Annotated in this window: 14 protein-coding genes; 4 read left to right on the plus strand and 10 right to left on the minus strand. The window is 69.1% G+C overall.

The window, feature by feature from the left end; translation table 11 throughout:
* Positions 1-12: 12 nt before the first annotated feature.
* The 6 genes from AC0VX6_RS24720 to AC0VX6_RS24745 form a co-directional block, all read right to left on the minus strand.
* A complete protein-coding gene (locus AC0VX6_RS24720) occupies positions 13-231 on the minus strand; it encodes a hypothetical protein (RefSeq protein ID WP_274974886.1) in 219 nt (72 codons plus the stop codon).
* A gap of 508 nt (positions 232-739) precedes the next feature.
* Positions 740-1,408 (minus strand): RHS repeat protein, encoded by a 669-nt coding sequence (locus AC0VX6_RS24725; protein WP_475466263.1) that lies wholly within the window; start codon positions 1,406-1,408, stop codon positions 740-742.
* A gap of 376 nt (positions 1,409-1,784) precedes the next feature.
* Positions 1,785-2,159, minus strand: coding sequence for an RHS repeat-associated core domain-containing protein (locus tag AC0VX6_RS24730; RefSeq protein WP_475466265.1), 375 nt, complete (start codon positions 2,157-2,159; stop codon positions 1,785-1,787).
* 491 nt (positions 2,160-2,650) lie between these two features.
* Complete coding sequence (locus AC0VX6_RS24735; RefSeq protein ID WP_475466267.1) at positions 2,651-5,806, minus strand: RHS repeat-associated core domain-containing protein; 3,156 nt, start codon at positions 5,804-5,806, stop codon at positions 2,651-2,653.
* A 489-nt stretch (positions 5,807-6,295) separates the two neighbouring features.
* Positions 6,296-8,104, minus strand: coding sequence for a phosphoenolpyruvate carboxykinase (GTP) (locus AC0VX6_RS24740; RefSeq protein WP_475469437.1), 1,809 nt, complete (start codon positions 8,102-8,104; stop codon positions 6,296-6,298).
* A 518-nt stretch (positions 8,105-8,622) separates the two neighbouring features.
* Positions 8,623-9,546: a universal stress protein gene (locus tag AC0VX6_RS24745; RefSeq protein ID WP_475466269.1), complete on the minus strand. Its 924-nt coding sequence runs from the start codon at positions 9,544-9,546 to the stop codon at positions 8,623-8,625.
* A gap of 217 nt (positions 9,547-9,763) precedes the next feature.
* On the opposite strand from AC0VX6_RS24745, the gene AC0VX6_RS24750 reads away from it, so the two are divergent.
* A complete protein-coding gene (locus AC0VX6_RS24750; protein WP_475466270.1) occupies positions 9,764-10,483 on the plus strand; it encodes a DUF998 domain-containing protein in 720 nt (239 codons plus the stop codon).
* 43 nt (positions 10,484-10,526) lie between these two features.
* Here the strand turns inward: AC0VX6_RS24750 and AC0VX6_RS24755 are convergent, their stop codons facing one another.
* The gene (locus tag AC0VX6_RS24755) at positions 10,527-12,680 is read right to left on the minus strand and encodes a HelD family protein (RefSeq protein ID WP_475466272.1); all 2,154 of its coding nucleotides are present in this window, start codon (positions 12,678-12,680) and stop codon (positions 10,527-10,529) included.
* Positions 12,681-12,966: 286 nt separating this feature from the next.
* Between AC0VX6_RS24755 and AC0VX6_RS24760 the strand changes: the two genes are divergently transcribed.
* The gene (locus tag AC0VX6_RS24760) at positions 12,967-13,563 is read left to right on the plus strand and encodes a hypothetical protein (protein ID WP_274974895.1); all 597 of its coding nucleotides are present in this window, start codon (positions 12,967-12,969) and stop codon (positions 13,561-13,563) included.
* Positions 13,564-13,627: 64 nt separating this feature from the next.
* On the opposite strand, the gene coaA is transcribed toward AC0VX6_RS24760, so the two are convergent.
* Positions 13,628-14,533: a type I pantothenate kinase gene (coaA, locus tag AC0VX6_RS24765; RefSeq protein ID WP_274978253.1), complete on the minus strand. Its 906-nt coding sequence runs from the start codon at positions 14,531-14,533 to the stop codon at positions 13,628-13,630.
* Positions 14,534-14,865: 332 nt separating this feature from the next.
* Between coaA and glmS the strand changes: the two genes are divergently transcribed.
* Positions 14,866-16,713, plus strand: a complete 1,848-nt coding sequence (gene glmS, locus AC0VX6_RS24770) for a glutamine--fructose-6-phosphate transaminase (isomerizing) (RefSeq protein WP_274974896.1) — start codon at positions 14,866-14,868, stop codon at positions 16,711-16,713.
* Between the two features lie 144 nt (positions 16,714-16,857).
* Here the strand turns inward: glmS and AC0VX6_RS24775 are convergent, their stop codons facing one another.
* Positions 16,858-17,226 carry an STAS domain-containing protein gene (locus AC0VX6_RS24775; protein ID WP_475466274.1) on the minus strand — a complete coding sequence of 123 codons (369 nt, stop codon included), beginning with the start codon at positions 17,224-17,226 and terminating at the stop codon, positions 16,858-16,860.
* 152 nt (positions 17,227-17,378) lie between these two features.
* Positions 17,379-17,930 (minus strand): ATP-binding protein, encoded by a 552-nt coding sequence (locus AC0VX6_RS24780; RefSeq protein ID WP_274974898.1) that lies wholly within the window; start codon positions 17,928-17,930, stop codon positions 17,379-17,381.
* Positions 17,931-18,300: 370 nt separating this feature from the next.
* On the opposite strand from AC0VX6_RS24780, the gene AC0VX6_RS24785 reads away from it, so the two are divergent.
* Positions 18,301-19,137 carry a helix-turn-helix domain-containing protein gene (locus AC0VX6_RS24785; protein ID WP_372491864.1) on the plus strand — a complete coding sequence of 279 codons (837 nt, stop codon included), beginning with the start codon at positions 18,301-18,303 and terminating at the stop codon, positions 19,135-19,137.
* The last annotated feature ends 276 nt before the right edge of the window (positions 19,138-19,413 follow it).

The following is a 19,413-nucleotide window of genomic DNA, read 5'->3' on the forward strand; positions in this document are numbered from 1 at the left end:
CTTCCTCGGAGGTCACTCCTTCTTCTTGCGGCGCAGTTGCAGCATGCGGGGTGCCACATAGACCGCAAAGAGAATGGCCGTGAGGAGCACGCTCAGAGCGGCCCAGAAGTAGTCACCCTCCCATGCGCGCCATACCGCCATGCCGAGGAAAAAGGCTATGCCAACAAGCCTGAACCCGATGAGGGTGCGAAGCTCCTTCTTGGTCGGGTCCTTCGGAAAGCTTCCCTCCATGTGCCCTGCTCCCTTCCTTGGTCGTCGATCCGCAAGCCCAAGCGCCGTCACTCAGTTGCTGCCGGGAGGGGTCCGGCTGGGTGAAGCCGATCGTGAACGTGCTGTGGAAGCGGTGGTTCAGGTGCACCGTGCCGTCCTGGAATGTTGCCGGACGCGCATCGCCGAGAGGCTCGATGCAGATGTGCCGGATCGTGCGTGAAATCAGTGCCATTATTTAGCACAACTGGAAGATGGGCCCCCGGTCAAGTGATCGCTGAATAATTACGACGACCAAAAGCCGAGGCACCCCATCCACAACCAGTAATCTAGATTAGTTCCGCAGAGTCCAGCAAACTCCTACTGGGCCCAGAAAAGCAGGAAGCCTGCTATCATCAGAAGAATCAAAGCAGCCAAGGAATCAACGTTCCTAATCGGCCTTGAAGTTTTCACTCTGGCCACCATGTAAATTAGAACGGCACAGATTATGATTGACGCAAGAAGCTCAAAAAAGGGAGATCACCTGCTTTCTCTAGAGGTCCTTGTAAAAGGCATGAGCCCCGCACAGGAACGAAGGGATGGCAGCTGCCGAAGCGACTGACGTCGCGGTCATACCAACGCCAGCAGTAAGCGTTCCGGCTGTAACGGCTGACATACCAGCTCCCACCAGCAACGCACCGGTCACAGGAGCGAAAGCGACCGCCGCGACCGCTCCTGCAGTAACTCCCACTGCCCACATCGTGCTGCAAAAACTAAGTCCGCTGGGGTCAGCGTTGTTGATCGGGTCGCAGGCCGCGTAGGCGTAGTTGTTCATCTCCTGCCGGGACGGGTCCGGCTGGGTGAAGCCCAACGTGAACGTGCTGTGGAAGCGGTGGTTCAGATGCACCGTCCCATCCTGGAACTGGTAGGCGCCGGTGAACCCGAACGGGCTCAACGCCGCCACCTCGGTCCCCTCCAGGCTCTCAGAGGTGCGCTCGCCGTAGGGACTGTAGTCATAGACCACGTCCGGGGACTCGGCCTCCGACCCCTCGGCCGTCAGAGCCAGCACGGTGTTCTGCTGATCGAGGGTGTAGTGGAACCGCTCATCACCGTCCCAAGCCACCATGGACACCAACCGCCCGTCGGGGTCGCGCACGAAGCTGGTGCGCTTACCCCCCGAAGCGATGTTGGCTGTGCGAGCGCTGGCAGGATCGCTGGACACAGTGTCACCCCGAGTTACTCGAAGAGCACCTCTCCGGAAGCAAGCTTTCCCTGGAACGAAAAAACCAGAAAACCGACTTCAAGAATAGATGGAAATATACTCACAGCTTCAATGATTCTACTGGCGACGCCCCAACCTATGCACACAGACAACCCCGACAACCACAACCGCAATAAATGCTACAACATAAACTTGATCAATATTTCGATCGCCTAGATATTGGAAAACGAAAAAAGCTCCCCCGATCAGGGAAAATGCAACCAGGAGCACGGCGACGAACTTCCCGGGGTTTTTAGGCAATATAGAGCACCACCACGATAGAGACTTTTCATGTAAAAGCTTGGCGGCGCCTAAAGTGGCGCCGCCAAGCACTCTGCTACGGAAGCCCCGGAGCTCTGTCTAGGAAAATAATAACTCCTCCGAGAGCCACGCCCGCGAAGCCACCCATCAGCGCCCCAGGGGGCGCACCAACGCCAGCCGCCAGAGCCCCAATTCCACTTCCAACTCCTGCACCAGCACCACCCATCATGACAAGGAAAGTAACGTCTTCCCTGAAGTTCGACATCGTGTAGAGGCCAGTTAGGTCGGTGTTGTTGACCGGATCGCCCATGCCATAGGCGTAGTTGTTCAACTCCTGCCGGGAGGGGTCCGGCTGGGTGAATCCCAGCGTGAACGTGCTGTGGAAGCGGTGGTTCAGATGCACCGTGCCGTCCTGGAACTGGTAGGCGCCGGTGAACCCGAACGGGCTCAACGCCGCCGCCTCGGTTCCCTCCAGGCTCTCAGAAGTGCGTTACCCGACTCCGAACTTGCTCGTCATGACACCACCGTTGCACCCTCCGGGATTTTACGCGGACGTCTCCCCGGAGAACTGAAGGGAAAATACACTTTACCGAGATCTCTCGTCGTGTTCGAGTGCGGGCGGAAACAGTGCCGAGGGCCTGACTGGAACTTTTGGTCTCCAGGCAGGCCCTCGCAGCCAGCGATAAAATATCTCACTTACGATATTTTATTATTTGTCCTTTTCTGACGTATTCTTCTGGGCGATAGAGAGGAAAAGAACGACGATGCACGCGATGGAGATGCAGAGCAATATTGCTGCAGGAATCCACGCACTATACAGGAAGCTGACTGAGGCTCCTGAAAGTGCCACCACGGAAAGTACAAGCGCCTCTAGTGGTTGCAGTCCCTTTTTTCTCTTCAATATTTTTCGGCTTCTCCATCTTTTCTTGTTGGTTTACGATTTCACAGCAGCTGGCCAGCGGGAGGGCATCCACCTCGCTGATAGAAGCTTGACCCCCACAGTGTGGCTGCCCCAGTGATGAAGAATAGTGCTGCCCCGCCTGTGCTCGCAATGAAGAAAGTACTGAGAAGGAACAAGCCTCCAACAGCAAGCCCGGCTATGGCCTGTTCAGTACAAGAAAGGAGACCGGTCGGATCCGTCAAGTTGATGGGGTCACAGGCCGCGTAGGCGTAGTTGTTCATCTCCTGCCGGGACGGGTCCGGCTGGGTGAAGCCCAGCGTGAACGTGCTGTGGAAGCGGTGGTTCAGATGCACCGTCCCATCCTGGAACTGGTAGGCGCCGGTGAACCCGAACGGGCTCAACGCCGCCGCCTCGGTCCCCTCCAGGCTCTCAGAGGTGCGCTCGCCGTAGGGGCTGTAGTCGTAGACCACGTCCGGGGACTGGGCCTGCGAACCCTCAGAGGTGAGAGCCAGCACGGTGTTCTGCTGGTCGAGGGTGTAGTGGAACCGCTCGTCACCGTCCCAGGCCACCATGGAGACCAGACGGCCCTCGGGGTCGCGCACGAAGCTGGTGCGCTCGCCCTCGGAGGCGATGTTGGTGACCCCGAGCGCGGTGTTGGACAGTTGCCGTTCCACCCGGGTTCCCTCGTGCACGTCGGTGACGCCGCGCATCTGGGTCTGGTCGGTGGTGTCGTAGCTCAGCCACGAGGCCAGCTGGCCCTCACCGTCGTTGGAGCGCAGCGTCTGGTTGGTCACCGAGTACTCGTAGACGTACTCACCCCGGGAGGTCATGTTCCCGGCCTCGTCGTGGCCCACCTCGGCCCCGCGAGCGCTGGTGGGCTGGTCGGCGTCGTTGTAGGCGAACTCCTCGTCCCCGGCGGTGAGCAGGTTGCCGGCGTCGTCGTAGGTGTAGTCGGTGGTGCCGTCGCTGGTGAGGCGGTCCAGACCGTCGTAGGTGAAGGTCTCTGTGTCCCCTTGGATGGTGCGCGACTGGAGCTGGTCGCTGTCGGCGCCGTCGTTGTCGTAGGAGTAGGAGGCCTCTACCAAGGCCTGGTCGGCGGCTCCGGTGGTGGTGATGCCGGTCAGGCGCCCGGAGTCGTCGTAGGTACGCTCCTCCACGGCCCCGTCGGGGTGGGTGATGCTGGTGCGGCGGTTGTTCTCGTCGTTGGTGAAGGTGGTCTCGGCCCCGGTGTGGTCGACCAGCGAGGTCAGCCGGAAGGCGGCGTCGTAGCCATAAGTCGTGGTCTTACCGTGTTCGACCATCTCGGTGACGTTGCCCGCGGCGTCGTAGGCGTAGGTGGTCCTCTCGCTTCCGGCCGAGTCGGTGCGCACGGTTTCGAGCAGGTCGCCGCGGCCGTTGTAGGAGTGCTCCACGCTGGCCTGGTCGGTGTGCGTCGTGATCTGGCGGCCGTTGCCGTCGTAGGCGATGGCCTGGAGCAGGTCGCCGCCCTGGGAGATGGACACGATCCGGTCCAGCCGGTCGTAGCCGTACTCCAAGGTCACACCGTTGCCGTCGGTGACCGAGGTGACCCGCGACAGCGCGTCGTAGCCGTATTGGGTGGTGCCCATCGGCCCCGGCTCGTCCATCGCCGTCATGTTCCCGGCGCGGTCATAGGAGTAGCTGGTCACGTTGCCGTTGGCGTCGGTGACCTGCTCCACCAAACCGTTGGAGTGGTACCAGATGTCGGCCACCTCGATGTCCATCTCCTCCTGGACGGCGGAGGTGAGGTTGCCCGCGTCGTCGTAGGACATCTCCAGCGTGTCCCCGTCCGGGGTGGTCACGCTGGTGGGCTTGGCCGGGTTGGCCGTGTCCGCGAACCCGACCGAGGTGGCCGCCCCCGTGGGCAGTTCGGTGCCGATGAGGTTGTTGAACTCGTCATAGTCGTAGGTCACCGAGGCTTGTAGGGCGTCGGTGGTGGTGGCCACGTCCGAGTTCGCCGTCCAGGTCTGGGAGCGGGTGTTGCCGACCTGGTCAGTCGCGGAGGTCTGCCTTCCCTGGTCGTCGAACTCCAGGGTGGACTCACCGCCGCCCGGATCGGTGACCGTGGTCTGGGTGTTGGACCAGGCACCGTCGGCGTAGGAGTAGGTGGTGGTGGCTCCGTCCTCGGTGCCGTCGGGCACGGTCAGGCTGGAGACCTGGTCGTCGGCGTTGTAGGCGATCTCCCACACCGCGCCGGTGGCGTCGGTGATCGAGGTCAGCAGGCCGTCGCCGTTGTAGCCGAACTCGATGTCCTGGCCCGCGCGGTCGGTCAGCGCGACCATGCCGCCGTCGCCGTTCCAAGTGAAGGCCGTGGCGGTCTCACCGACCGGGTCGCTGATCCGGGTCGGCTGCTCCCAGGCGTCGGGGTCCCACTCGAAGGTGGTGACCCGGTCCTGGGTGTCCACGATCGAGGCCAGGTCTCCCCCGGTGTCGTAGCGCATCCGGTGGGTGTGGCCGTTGCGGTCGGCCTGGGAGTACAGCCACCCGTTGGCGTTGAAGGTCCACACCTGGTCCTCGTACTCGCCGCGGTGGAAGGTCAGCGCGTAGTGGCCGTTGTCCAACTCCTCCAGTTCGGCGTTGAGTCCCGCAGGCGGGGTGAAGGAGCCGTCCTCGGCGATGTCGAAGCTTTCGCAGTAGCCGGAGGGGCCCTGGAAGATGATGCTGTTGCTGAAGATGCTCAGCCCCACGTCCTGGCCGTGGGAGAGGGTCCAGCCGTCGTAGGAGGGCGCGGAGTTGTAGAAGCTGGACACCGACAGGTCCAGCCCCGTTCCGGCCACGGTCAGGTCCCGGTGGCGCACGACGAGGTTGCCGCCCTGGGTGTTGACCGCCAGTTCCATGCGATCGCTGATCTGGTGGCGTTCCAGCGGGTACCAGGACTGGATACCGCGGTTGACGCCGTCCGCACAGGTGCCGACCCGGGTTTCGGGTTCTTCCGAACGGTTCTGGGCCTCGGGTGCGCTCTCGGCCCCGGGCGGGGACCAAGGCTCGTTGGGTGGTTCTCCGCCCACGGGTTCGGTGTTGGCCTCGCCCGGCTCCCAGGTGTCGGGAACGGGGACGGTGCGGTCGGCGGGTGAGTGAGGGTCGGTGTCAGCGAGCGTCGGGGGCGCGGACAGCAGCCCCAGCACGAGGGTGGAGGCGGCCGTCGCGGCCGTCAGGGACCAGGGGATGTGCTTTCTCACGAGGGGGATCGCTCCCAGGGGTCGGGATGTGCACGGGGAACACCCGGACATGACGGCCCTGGTCTGAGGGTCCGTCTCCGGGTGGCTCAGGCACCCGGTACGTTACGGAACGCCGACGTGAGAGCACCATGAGCCCAGGGTGAAGAGTGTGACCCTGGGTGAGAGGGACCTTCGGGAAGTTTGACCACGGGCGCAACGGAGAGTGACCGCGTTCGCGCAGGTGAGGGCGAACGCCCAAGGAAACACGGCGTTGCGTGCGCCGGACGGCGTCCCCGCGACCCGATGGGCTCGGTGGCCGGAATCGGCCCCGACGACAACAATTGCCATAGGGCAACGATCGCGTTCCCCGGCACCGCCGATGCCGCGCGGCACATGGTGACCGCACGAGGAAGGGGCGCGGGCACCGTCGTGCCCGCGCCCCTCCCCCACGGGCCCCGTGCGCGGAAGGGGACCCGGGGTCAGGGGGCCGTCAGGCCCCCGTCGTGGTCGTTACCGGTTCTCCAGGCGGTCCAGCAGGGCGTGGTACTCGTCCCACAGCTCGCCGGGCAGGTGGTCGCCGAAGGTCTTGAAGAACTCCGGCACCAGCGCGGCCTCCTGCTTCCAGACCTCGGTGTCGACGTCGAGCACGAAGGCCATGTCCTCGTCGGAGACGTCCAGCCCCTCGGTGTCGATGCCGCCGGCCACGGGCAGGCGGCCGATCGGGGTCTCGACGGCCTCGGCCTCGCCCTCCAGCCGCTCGACGATCCACTTGATGACGCGGCTGTTCTCACCGAACCCGGGCCAGACGATGCGGCCCTCGGCGTCCTTCTTGAACCAGTTGACGTAGAAGATCCGGGGCAGCTCGGCCTGGTCGGCCGCCTGGCCCAGCTTCACCCAGTGGGCGAAGTAGTCGCCCATGTTGTAGCCGCAGAACGGCAGCATGGCGAAGGGGTCGCGGCGCAGCTCGCCCACCGAGCCCTCGGCGGCGGCGGTCTTCTCCGAGGAGACGTTGGCGCCCAGGTAGACGCCGTGCTGCCAGCTGAAGGACTCGGTGACCAGCGGCACGGCGGTGGCGCGTCGGCCGCCGAACAGGATGGCCGAGATCGGCACGCCCGCCGGGTCCTCCCACTCGTCGGCGATGGTCGGCGCCTGCCCGGCCGGGGTGGTGAAGCGGGAGTTCGGGTGGGCGGCGGGCTCACCCGACTCCGGCGTCCAGGGGCGGCCCTTCCAGTCGGTGAGGCCCGCGGGCGGCTCCTCGGTGAGGCCCTCCCACCACACGTCGCCGTCCTCGGTCAGCGCGACGTTGGTGAAGATGCTGTTGCCCCAGAGGGTCTCCACGGCGTTGGCGTTGGTCTTCTCGCCGGTGCCGGGCGCGACGCCGAAGAACCCGGCCTCGGGGTTGATGGCGCGCAGCTGACCCTGCTGGTCGAAGCGCATCCAGGCGATGTCGTCGCCCACCGTCTCGACCTTCCAGCCCGGGATGGTCGGCTGGAGCATGGCCAGGTTGGTCTTGCCGCAGGCGCTCGGGAAGGCGGCGGCGACGTAGTGCGACCGGCCCTCGGGCGGGGTGACCTTGAGGATGAGCATGTGCTCGGCGAGCCAGCCCTCATCACGGGCCATCACCGAGGCGATGCGCAGCGCGTAGCACTTCTTGCCGAGCAGGGCGTTGCCGCCGTAGCCCGAGCCGTAGGACCAGATCTCACGGGTCTCGGGGAAGTGCGAGATGTACTTGGTGGAGTTGCAGGGCCAGGCGACGTCCTGCTGACCGGGCTCCAGCGGGGCGCCCACGGAGTGGACGGCCCTGACGAACTCGCCGCGCTCCTCGATCAGGCGCAGGGCGGCGCTGCCCATGCGGGCCATGATGCGCATGGACACCACGACGTACGGGGAGTCGGTGATCTCGACCCCGAGCTGGGAGATGTCGCCGCCCAGCGGTCCCATGCAGAAGGGCACGACGTACATGGTGCGCCCGCGCATGGCGCCCCGGAAGACCTCGCCGAAGGTGGCGCGCATCTCGTCGGGGGCGATCCAGTTGTTGGTGGGGCCCGCGTCGCTCTCGCGCTCGGAGCAGATGAAGGTGCGGTCCTCGACCCGGGCGACGTCGCTCGGGTCGGACTTGCAGTAGAAGCTGTTGGGGCGCTTGTCCGGGTTGAGGCGGACGAAGGTGCCCTGCTCGACCAGCTGGTCGGTCAGGCGGGTCCACTCCTCCTCGGAACCGTCGCACCACACGATCTCGTCCGGCTGCGTGAGCTCGGCGACCTCCCGCACCCAGGAGACGAGCTCCTCGTGTTCGGTCGGCGCGTCCACGTCGGTATCCACGGCAGTCACAGCGGCTCCTTCTCAAGGTCGAGATCTCTCGCATCATGAACGACGATCCCCCGCAGTGACCAATTGGTTTAGGCCAATGGTCTATAGAACTCATGCCGGAAGAACGGATTCCCCTGCGCAGCAAGGGTTCCGCGTGGTCTACCACCGGGTACGTACGCGCACGAACGGGGACCGGTCGGAGGCCGTTCCGGTGCTGTTGGGAGCGGGTTCCCCTGTCGGAAGGGGAACCGGGTGCCACGACCGACACACCGTGCTGTTCGTCACACTACGTGTCCGGCATCCGGTCGCGGGCTCCGGACGGGCACTAGACCTCTGCCGCCGCACCACTGACACGAAGGCGCGTCTTCGCAGGTGGGAGCAGTGGAAGCGGAGCCGGCCCGCGACGGCGGCAGGACGGCGACGGGTCGGATCGGCGCGGAACGAACCTGCCTGGATCAGCTCAGGGCGAGCCGGTCCGAATCAACCCGGGACGGGCCGGAGCGGGACAGCGCAGGACGGGCCGGTCCGGATCAGCGCAGGATGGCGACGGGCCCCCTGGCCCCGTGCAGGACGGAGTGGCTCACCGAACCGAGCAGCAGCCCGCGAAAGCCCCCGCGTCCGCGCGAGCCGACCACGATGAGGTCGGCGGGGGTGGCCTCCTCCAGCAGGGCGATCACGGGGTGGGCGCGCACGACCCGGGTGCGCACCGTCACGCCGGTGTGGCGCGTGCGGGGCCCGGCCAGCTCCTCCTCCAGGGCCTGCCGGGCGGCCTCGGCGGCGGTCGCGTCGTCGAACAGCTCGGGCGGGATGGGCCCGGTCGCGGCGGCGAAGGCCACCAGCGGCTGCCAGGCGCTCACCGCCACCAGTTCGGTGTCGGCGAAGTCGGCCTGCGCGAAGGCGAAGTCCACCGCGCGCCTGCTCGGCTCGGACCCGTCGATGCCCACGATCACCCGGCCGCGCACACCGTGCGCGGAGGCGTGCTCCCGGGGCAGCACGATCACCGGGACGGGCGCGCGGGCGGCCAGCTCGATGCCCACGGAGCCGACGAACGCGGCCACGATCCCGCTCAGCCCGCGCGAGCCGACCACCACGGCTACGGCGCCCTCCGCGGAGGCCTCCGCGAGCAGGGCCTCCACCGGTCGGGCGTAGGACAGGCGCTTCTCCACCCGCAGCTCGGGGAAGAGCCGCGCCACCCAGTCCCCGGCGTACTCCAGCAGGGACTCCGCCCCCTGGGCGTCGGCCTCGTCGGGGAACACGTCCGGGGCGACGTCGGGGTCCGCGTGCCCGTGCCCCGCGAACACGCCGACCGAGGCCAGCGGCCCCGCGGCCGCGACGATCCGGACCCCGAGGCCGCGCAGCATCGCCTGGTGCGCCGACCACTCCAGCGCGTGGCGGCTGGATTCCGTGCCGTCGACCCCCACGATCACCCATCGCGTCGTGGATGCGCCGTCCATGCGTGCGCCCTTCTCGTCGGCCGTCCCTGCCCCGCGTATTCCGCCGGTGTCCCCCGATGATGCCGTGTGAACACACACCCGTGGATAACGGTGCCGACGCGAGTTGGGTGAGACGGGGCACCCCGGGTAGGGGGTTGCGACACAGGGGTGGGTTCGACCGCACGCCCTTCGGGGGGTTCGGGCGGGGCGCGGGAACCCGTGGAAGGCAGGGGGCACGATGTCGCACTCCACACAGATGCACTGGGACTACAGGGACGGAAGGGTCGCGGCCGTGGTGGCCGCGCTCGTGTACAGCCTGTGGGTCGCGGAGGTCGTGCTGCCCGACAGCACTGCGGCCCAGGGGGCCCTGGCCGTCCAGAATTCCGATTTCGCCAGGTTCCTGGAGAGTGCGCACCGCATCGCGGCGATCCTGGTGATGATCGCCGCCGGGATCGGGCTCGGGCTGGGCGCGCGGGAGCGGACGGGGCACCTGCTGGCGGTGTCGTGGTGGTGCATGCTCGTGTTCGGCGCGGCGTCGCTGATCGCCACGTTCTTCCCCGGGCCGTGCGTGGTGTCCACGGACGTCCCGTGCGCGGCGGAGTCGCTGGCGGAGGGGCTGGAGGGGGCCACGGCGGCCCAGGCCGTGGTCGCGGCGGTCGCGCTCCTGGCCGCGCTGGCGGGCGCGATCGTGCTGGCGGTGGACCGGCGCAGGATGGGCGACGGAAAGTGGCCGCTGGTGGCCGTCGTGGCGGCGCTCCAGCTGGTCACCGCCGTCGCCGTCCTGGTCGCGGCGGTACGGGTCTACGCGGGCGGGGGCGACGGCGACCCGGGGGTCGTGTTCAGCGCCCTGCAACGGATCCACCTGGTGGCGGTGGCCCTGTGGCTGCTCACCGCGGGTCTGCTGCCCAGCCTGTGGAAGCGGTCCTGGACGCCCCGGCGCGCCCGCGTCGAGCACTGAGGAACGGGGGCGGGAGCGGCGCCCGGCGCGCTCCCGCCCGCCGTCACTCCCCGGTGTCGCGCAGGGCCTCCGGCAGGGGGCGCGCGTGCACCACGTGCAGGGTGCTCACCGCGCGGGTGAGCACCACGTAGAGCCGGTTGACGCCGCGTTCCTCGGCCTCGGCGATGGCGGCGGGCTCGGCGACCACCACGGCGTCGAACTCCAGGCCCTTGGCCAGGCTCGCGGGGACCGCGACCAGGCGGCCCGCGTCCGGCCCGGCGCCCGCCTCCCCCAGTAGCGGCGCGGCCAGCCCCTCGGCTTCGACGGCCTCGCGCAGGGCGGGCAGGTCGGCGTCGGCGGCGATGAGGCCGACCGAACCCTCGCCCCTGAGCGCGGTGCGGCAGGCGTCGGCGACCGACGCGGCCAGGCCGCCCTCGGCGGGGGTGATCCGCAGCGCCCCGGGCGCGCGGCGCACGGCGACGGGCGCGCCGAGTCCGGGCGCGATCGCGGGCAGCAGGCGGGCGGCGAAGTCGATGATCTGGGCGGGGACGCGGTAGCCGCGGTCCAGGACGCTCAGGTGGCCGGTGGGTTTGCCCAGGTGCTCCAGGAGCGTGGACCAGTTGACGGCCGCCGAGGGGCTGGTGCCCTGGGCGATGTCGCCGAGCACGGTAAGGGAGCCGGACACGCAGCGGCGGCCGATCGCCCGGCACTGCACGGGGCTCAGGTCCTGGGCCTCGTCCACCACGATGTGGCCGAGCCCGACGGGGCGCTCGATGAGTGCGGCGGCCTCGTCCACCAGGGCCAGGTCCTCCTCCGACCACAGCGCCGCCTTGGGGCCGCGGGGCCTCCCCGGCAACAGGACGGCGGCCTGCTCCTCGGCGGTGAGCAGCCCCTCGGCGGCGCGGGCCAGGCGTTCGGGGTCGGTGAGCAGGCCGAGCACCAGCTTGAGCGGGTCGGCCTTGGGCCACATGGCGGTGACGGCCGACTTCACGGCGGGGTCGCGGCGCACCTGGGCGTGGGTGCGGTCGTCGCAGACCTCGCCCTGGGCCTCCATGAGGGAGAGCACGGCGTGGGCGATGCGGTGGGAGAGGAGTTCGCGCCCGGAGCCGTAGGCGACGCCGCGTTCGGCCAGCTCGTCCAGGAGGGGGCGCAGGTCCTCGGGGTACAGGCGCCAGCGGCGCGACCCGCGGCGGACCATGACCGCCTCCTCGGGCGCGCGCAGGTGCGACCACAGGTCGCGGCGGACCACCTCGGCCATGCGGGCCCGGCCCTTGATCCGGGCGGCGCGGGGCTCCTCGGTGCGGCGCACCCACCCGGCGGCGGGGCGGGACCGCTCGGGCAGCCCGGCGGTGAGCATCTCGGTGACGGTGGTCTGCTGGACGTCCACCTCGCCCAGGGCGGGCAGGACGTCGCGGATGTAGGAGAGGAAGGAGCGGTTGGGACCGACGATCGCCACGCCGGAGCGGGAGAGGCGTTCGCGCTCGGTGTAGAGGAGGAAGGCGATGCGGTGCAGGCCCACGGCGGTCTTGCCGGTGCCGGGCGCGCCCTGCACGCACAGGGTGGTGGTGAGCGGGGCGCGGACCAGGCCGTCCTGCTCGGGCTGGATGGTGGCGACGATGTCGCGCATGGGCCCGGTGCGGGGGCGTTCGATCTCCGCGTCCAGCAGGGCGCTGCCGGGCCGGCCGGTCCCGGTCGGGGCGGTGGTGAGCGGCTCGTCCTCGAAGGCGGTGAGCACCACCTCTGGGTCGGCGTCGCGGCCGTGGTCGATCGTGGTGAAGCCGTAGCGGCGGCGCAGGCGCACGTCCATCCGGTCGCCGGGCGAGGCCCGGTAGTAGGCGACGCAGATGGGGGCGCGCCAGTCCAGGACCATCGGGCGCCCGTCGCCGTCGTGGACGTGGCGGCGGCCGATGTGGATCCGGTCGGGCCCGGCGCCGTCGGACACGTCGTCGTCCAGGAAGACGGTGCCCGGTTCGAAGTCGAGGCGGCCGAAGAACAGCGGGGCCCCGGGGACGTCGGCCAGGGCCGCGAGGCGGCGTTCGCGGCCGCGGCGCAGGGCGGCGTTGGTGACCTTGTCGTTGACGACGTCGCCCAGGACGAGTTCGCTGCCCTCGACCTCCTCGCGCATCCGGTCCAGGGCGGCGCGGGCGGCGGCGAGGCGGTCGCGCTCGGCCCGGAGTTCGGGGCTCACGGGCACGGCGGAGGAATCGGTCGTGGACATGCGGCGACCTCGGAAGGATCGGCGGGACAGGGAGGCGGCTTCGCGCGTGCGCGGGTCCCGCCCCGGTCGCCGCGAGGGCCCGGTTCGTTCCGATCCGTGAGAGCGCACAGCACCCGTTCAGGGGGCGCGGCCGAAAAGAGGCACCACCTTACCCCCCGGGTGCTCCCCCGCCAAACCGGTCCGAACCCGGGTCCCCGGCTGTGCCGCCGGTGCGCGACCGCCCGGAGGTGTCGGGAACCAACGCGGGCACGGGACCGTCCGAAGAACCGGGAAGGAAGGTACTCACATGCACCGAGTCCAGGGCGACCTCGTACTACGACCCGACCTGCGGACGGGGTGGACCCGGCTGGCCGTCGGGGCGGTGGTCGCCGTGGCCGTGACCGCCGGTGTCGGGTGGCGTATCGGCGCGGAGGCGGCCCTGGTGTCGGCGGCGGTGTGGGGCGTGCTGATCGCGTTCCTGACCGCGCACGTGTACCGCGCAAGGATCGTCCTGACCCCGCGCGAGATCGTCCTCAAGGGGGCGCTCTTCCGACGGCGGCGGTCACGGGCGCGTGCCGTGTGGACGATCCGGGCGACCGTCGTCCAGCCGCGCGGGGGTCCCGTCGACACCCTGTTCCTCCTCGACGCGCACGGCGGTGTGCTCGTCACGGTCTACGGCAACCTCTACAGGCGCGCGGACATGGACCGGCTGGTCGACGCGCTCGGACTGCCGTCCAGCGGCCCCGAGGGCCCTGTGACCCCCAAGGAGCTCCAGAGGTTCCGTCCCGGCTTGGTGACGTGGGTCGAGCGGCACCCCTACCTGCTCGGGCTCGTGATCCTCGGCGTGCTGGTCCTGCTCGTGGCGGTCGGCGTTCTGGTCGACACGGCCACGACGGCGGGATAGCTGAGGCGGGCCCCGCCCTCGGGCTCCGTGCCGGGGGCGGGACCCGGTCCGGGCGTTCGGCCGGTCAGGTCTTGCGCAGCCGCACCCGCCGCACGCGGTGGTCGTCGCCCTTGTACAGGATCAGGGTGGCCCGTCCCCGGGTGGGGCGGATGTTCTCCACGAGGTTGACCTCGTTGATGGTGCGCCAGGTGTTGGCGGCGAACTCCAGCGCCTCCTCCTCACCGATGGCGGTGGCCATGTGGTGGAAGTAGGAGCGCGGGTCGGAGAACGCGGTGCGGCGCAGCTCGCGGAAGCGGTCGAGGTACCAGCCGCGGATGTTCTCGACCTTGGCGTCCACGTAGATGGAGAAGTCGAAGAAGTCGGCCACGGCCAGGCGCCCCGCGGCGGGGGGCTGGAGGACGTTGATGCCCTCGACGATGAGGATGTCGGGGCGGTGCACGGTCTGGCGCTCGTCCGGCACGATGTCGTAGTTCAGGTGGGAGTAGACGGGGATGTCGATCCGGTCGGCCCCCGCCTTCATCTCGGACACGAAGCGCACCAGGGCGCGGCGGTCGTAGCTCTCGGGGAAGCCCTTGCGGCGCATCAGGCCGCGCGACTCCAGCACCGCGTTGGCGTGCAGGAAGTTGTCGGTGCTGACCAGTTCCACGTCCGGGTGGTTGGGCCACTGGGCCAGCAGGGAGCGCAGGAGGCGCGCGGTGGTGGACTTGCCGACCGCGACGCTGCCCGCGACGCCGATGATGAACGGCGACGGGCGGTCGGACTCGCCGAGGAAGGCGCGCACGGCGGAGTGCCGCTGCTGGGTCGCGCCCACGTAGAGGTTGAGCAGTCGCGACAGCGGCAGGTAGACGTCCCGCACGTCCTCCAGGGAGGTGGGGTCGGTGGTGCCGCGGAGCTGGGCGAGGTCCGCCTCGGTCAGGGACAGGGGTGTGGAGGCCCGGAGCGCGGCCCAGGCCTCCCGGTCCATCTCCACGTACGGCGTGGAGAAGCCGTTCTTCGTCGTGTGAGACACGAATGACCACCCTAGAGCAGGGGGTCGACCGCGACGGGCGGCCGGTCCCCACAAGTCCCTCAATGGACCCCGAAACGTGCCGTAAACCACATGTTCACGACACGCACCCCCAAAATTTTGCCGCCCCTTCCCGGGGGGTGGAATCGGTTCCACTCGTTGCCTCCCCATGCCCCCGACCTGCGCGGTCTACTCCCCATGCACCAAATGGTCTATACCGCTACCTGGGAAAACGACCAGTGGTATGGATGCCTGGTTGGTCGATTCGACCGGCTTCTTCGCTTACGCTGGCGGCCATGTGCGGAATCGTTGGCTACGTCGGGCCGCAACCGGCGCTTGAAGTCGTCGTGGACGGCCTCGCAAGGTTGGAGTACCGCGGATATGACTCCGCGGGTGTGGCTGTGCTGGGCGACGGTGCTCTGCGCACCGAGAAGCGCGCGGGCAAGCTCGCGAACCTGCGCCGGGCGCTGGAGGAGCGGCCCGTCAGCGGCGACGGCGCCGGGATCGGGCACACGCGCTGGGCCACACACGGTGCGCCCAACGACGTGAACGCCCACCCCCACGTGGACAACGACAACCGCGTCGCCGTCGTCCACAACGGCATCATCGAGAACTTCGCCGCGCTGCGCCTGGAGCTGGAGGAGAAGGGCTGCAAGTTCCTCTCCGAGACCGACACCGAGGTCGCCGCCCACCTGCTCAACACCGAGCTGGCCCGGACCGGCGAGCTGCCCGCCGCCATGCGCGCGGTGTGCAAGCGGCTGGAGGGCGCGTTCACCCTCGTGGCCGTCTCCGTGGACGACCCCGACCTGGTCGTGGCGGCCCGCCGCAACTCCCCGCTGGTCGTCGGCCGCGGTGAGGGCGAGAACTTCCTGGCCAGCGACGTGGCGGCGTTCATCGCCCACACCCGCGAGGCGGTCGAGCTGGGCCAGGACCAGGTCGTGGAGCTGCGCGCGGACTCGATCACGGTGACCGACTACGAAGGCAACCCCGTCGACGTGCGCGAGTACCACGTGGACTGGGACGCCTCCGCCGCCGAGAAGGGCGGCTACGACTACTTCATGCTCAAGGAGATCGTCGAGCAGCCGCGCGCGGTGGCCGACACCCTCCTGGGCCGCGTGACGGTGGACGGCCAGCTCACCCTGGACGAGATGCGCCTGTCCCCCGAGGACCTGCGCTCGGTCGAGAAGATCGTCATCATCGCCTGCGGCACCTCCTACCACGCGGGCCTGATCGCCAAGTACGCCATCGAGCACTGGTGCCGCATCCCGTGCGAGGTCGAGGTGGCCAGCGAGTTCCGCTACCGGGACCCGATCCTGGACCAGCAGACCCTGGTCATCGCCATCTCCCAGTCCGGCGAGAGCATGGACACCCTGATGGCGGTCCGCTACGCCCGCGAGCAGCGCGCCCGGGTGCTGGCCATCTGCAACGTCAACGGGTCCACCATCCCGCGCGAGTCCGACGGCGTGCTGTACACGCACGCGGGTCCGGAGGTCGGCGTCGCCGCCACCAAGACCTTCCTCACCCAGCTGGCCGCCTGCTACCTGATCGGCCTGTACCTGGCGCAGGTGCGCGGGCTGAAGTTCGGCGACGAGATCAACGCCGTGATCGCCCAGCTGGCCACCATGCCCGAGCAGATCGAGCGGGTCCTGGAGACGGCCGAGCCGGTCCGCGAGCTGGCCCGGTCGCTGGCCGACGCGGACACGGTGCTGTTCCTGGGCCGCCACGTGGGCTACCCCGTGGCGATGGAGGGCGCGCTCAAGCTCAAGGAGCTGGCGTACATGCACGCCGAGGCGTTCGCCGCCGGTGAGCTCAAGCACGGGTCGATCGCGCTGATCGAGGACGGTGTGCCGGTCGTCGTGGTGGTGCCCTCCCCCGAGGGCCGCAGCGTGCTGCACGACAAGATCGTGTCCAACATCCAGGAGGTGCGCGCCCGCGGCGCCCGCACCATCGTCATCGCCGAGGAGGGCGACGAGGTGGTCCGCCCGTACGCGGACGTGCTCATCCCCATCCCGGCCGTGCCGACCCTGCTCCAGCCGCTCGTGTCCACGATCCCCATGCAGGTGTTCGCCTGTGAGCTGGCCCTGGCCAAGGGCAACGACGTGGACCAGCCGCGCAACCTGGCCAAGAGCGTGACGGTCGAGTAGCAGCGGGACCGCGGGGAGGGGGCGTGTCCGGCGCGCGGCGCCGGGCGCGCCCCCTGCCGTTTCCGGGGGCCGGGGTGTCCGGGGGGCGGCGCGCGTCCGGGTCGGCGGCGCGGCCGGTTCCGCTCCCCCGTGGGAACGCTCCCATCAGCGCGGAGCTCCGTGCCCCGACCCGTCGTGGGCGGCGCGTGCGGCGGGGACGTCGGGATGGGTCGGCAGGACCGCGCCCAGACCCAGGACGTCGAGGATGCGGGTCAGCTGGCGCGGGGGGCAGGCCAGGAGGAGGTGGTGCCGGGCCCCCGCGGCGAAGCGCAGGGCGCGCACGAGGGTGTTGACGCCCGAGGCGTCGATGAACTCCACCTCGGACAGGTCCACCGCGACGCAGCCGTCGGCGGCGGCGGCCGTGATCCGGGTGAACGCCTCCTCGGCGGTGGCGATGTCGATCTCGCCGCCCAGCTCGACGACGGTGATCCCGTCACAGACGAACTGGTCCTGTTCCGTGTCCAGCACGGTCACGCCTCGCTCCGGGGATCGGGTGTAGGGAACTCTGCTCAGGACGCGGTCGGCCAAATGCCGACATGCGTTGACAGCCTACTCTTCCCGGGCGGCCCGTCCGGTGCCGTCCACAGCCCCGGAGGCCTTTTCCGACATCGCCTCGAAGGCGTGCGTCAGCCCTCACCACCGCATATCGCCCACACGATTTTTCCGCGGCCGCGCACCGGTTCCCAGCCCCATTCCCGGCTGAAAGCGGAGACGAGGCCGAGCCCCCGGCCCGACTCTGCGAAATGGTGGGCGTCCACTCTGACCGGGGCTTTCTCGCTGGAATCGGCGACCATGCACACCGCTCCGCCCCGCCCGCCGTCGAGGCGGCGGAGCTGGACCACGACGCGGCCGCGGGGGGCGCCGCCCTCGGGGAGGGCGTGGCGGCAGGCGTTGCCCACGAGTTCGGAGACGATGAGCCGGACGTCCTCCAGCTCCTCGCGGAAGCCCCACTCCTCCAGGACCCCGGAGGCGAACTCGCGTGCCCGGCGCACCGACTCCGGCGAGGCCGCGAACGCGCCCGCCGCGGCGTCCCTGGTCCGCGCGCGCTCCCCGACCGAGAGGCGGCCCAGTGGGTCGTCCCACCAGCCGCCCAGGAGTGCTTGGGAGGCCTCCGCGAGAGAGGGGCGGCTCCAGGAGGGCTCGGAGTCGGTCTCCGAGGACACCAGCTCTGCGTTCATCACGGTCCTCACGAGTGCGCTGTCGGTTGACCCGTCCTCGGGGCCATCGTGGCTTACATCTGTAAGACACAGATGCACGTGCAGCTCAACGTCCGGCCCAGGGTATAGGACGAAGTGCCCTTATTGGTAGATCCCCTGCGCAGAATTCACAGACGGGCATCCGTGTTTACACCAGACCCGCAAGGGGCCCATAGGCCCCAACCCAATCCCCGACCGCCTCTGTCCGTAACCGAACCCCGTGGGTATACTGAGCGGTCGCCCGCACCAAAGCCGTTACAGCCGTTGCCCAGGAGGCGATGTGGTCGCCGAAGAAGCACCGAAACTACAGGTCACCCAGGATTTCCTGGCCAATTCCAGCGGTGGCCCCACCGTGCTGCGCATTCTCCTGGGAACGCAGCTGAGGCGGCTGCGGCAGGAGAAGGGGATTTCGCGGCACGACGCCGGATACGCCATCCGTGCCTCCCACGCCAAGATCAGCCGCATGGAGCTGGGCCAGGTCAGCTTCAAGCGCCGCGACGTGGACGACCTGCTCAAGCTCTACGGCGTGGACCGGGCGGACCAGCGCGAGGCCCTCCTCGGACTGGTCTCCAGCGCCAACGCCCAGGGCTGGTGGCACAAGTACGGCGACGTGCTGCCGAACTGGTTCGGCGTCTACGTCGGCCTGGAGGAGGCCGCGTCGGTCATCCGCACCTTCGAGGTGCAGTTCGTCCCGGGCCTGCTCCAGAGCGAGGACTACGCGCGCTCGGTCATCCGCCTGTCCCGGACCGCCACCTCGGACGAGGACGTGGACAGTCGCGTGCAGATGCGCATGCGCCGCCAGCGCAGATTCGTCGAACCGGACGCGCCCAGACTGTGGGCGGTCATCGACGAGGCCGTGCTGCACCGCCCCTACGGCGACACCCGGGTGATGCGCGGACAGATCGAGCACCTGGTCGAGATGGCCCGCCGTCCCAACATCACCCTCCAGATCGCCACCTTCGCCATGGGCGGCCACCCCGCCGCGGGCGGCCCCTTCAGCATCCTGCGCTTCCCCACCCCCCAGCTGCCCGACGTGGTCTACCTGGAGCAGCTGAGCAGCGCCCTGTACTTCGACAAGTACGACGACACCCACCGCTACGCGCAGACGATGGACCACCTCGCCACCCAGGCGCCGCCGCCCTCCGCCACGGAGGAGATCCTCCGCGGCTTCCTGGAGCGCTACTCCTGATCCCCGCCCCCGCCCGCCGGTTCCCGAGCCCCTGACCGGGGTACCCGCCTCGGGACGCCCTTCCTCCGACCACTCCGAGCACCCCGACGGTCCCCCGCCCCGGGAGCCACGCCGCCCCGCCGACCGCCTCCCCCACCGCCGCACCACGCCTGGTCGCTCTCCGCGCCCGGGCGTTCGCTTTGCGCACATGAAATCGGCCCCCCGATGGCCGCCTTCGGCCACGACCGGACAACGATCCGCAGGGGCCGAACCCCTTCCGAACCCGACGCGTCGGGT

It is taken from the genome of Nocardiopsis sp. iso_25, from assembly GCF_056173305.1.

What these genes read in the sequence shown, in the direction of transcription:
- AC0VX6_RS24720 (WP_274974886.1), bottom strand. Translation starts at nt 231, where the DNA reads ATGGAGGGAAGCTTTCCGAAGGACCCGACCAAGAAGGAGCTTCGCACC.
- AC0VX6_RS24745 (WP_475466269.1), bottom strand. Translation starts at nt 9,546, where the DNA reads ATGGACGGCGCATCCACGACGCGATGGGTGATCGTGGGGGTCGACGGC.
- AC0VX6_RS24750 (WP_475466270.1), top strand. Translation starts at nt 9,764, where the DNA reads ATGTCGCACTCCACACAGATGCACTGGGACTACAGGGACGGAAGGGTC.
- AC0VX6_RS24755 (WP_475466272.1), bottom strand. Translation starts at nt 12,680, where the DNA reads ATGTCCACGACCGATTCCTCCGCCGTGCCCGTGAGCCCCGAACTCCGG.
- AC0VX6_RS24760 (WP_274974895.1), top strand. Translation starts at nt 12,967, where the DNA reads ATGCACCGAGTCCAGGGCGACCTCGTACTACGACCCGACCTGCGGACG.
- glmS (WP_274974896.1), top strand. Translation starts at nt 14,866, where the DNA reads ATGTGCGGAATCGTTGGCTACGTCGGGCCGCAACCGGCGCTTGAAGTC.
- AC0VX6_RS24780 (WP_274974898.1), bottom strand. Translation starts at nt 17,930, where the DNA reads ATGAACGCAGAGCTGGTGTCCTCGGAGACCGACTCCGAGCCCTCCTGG.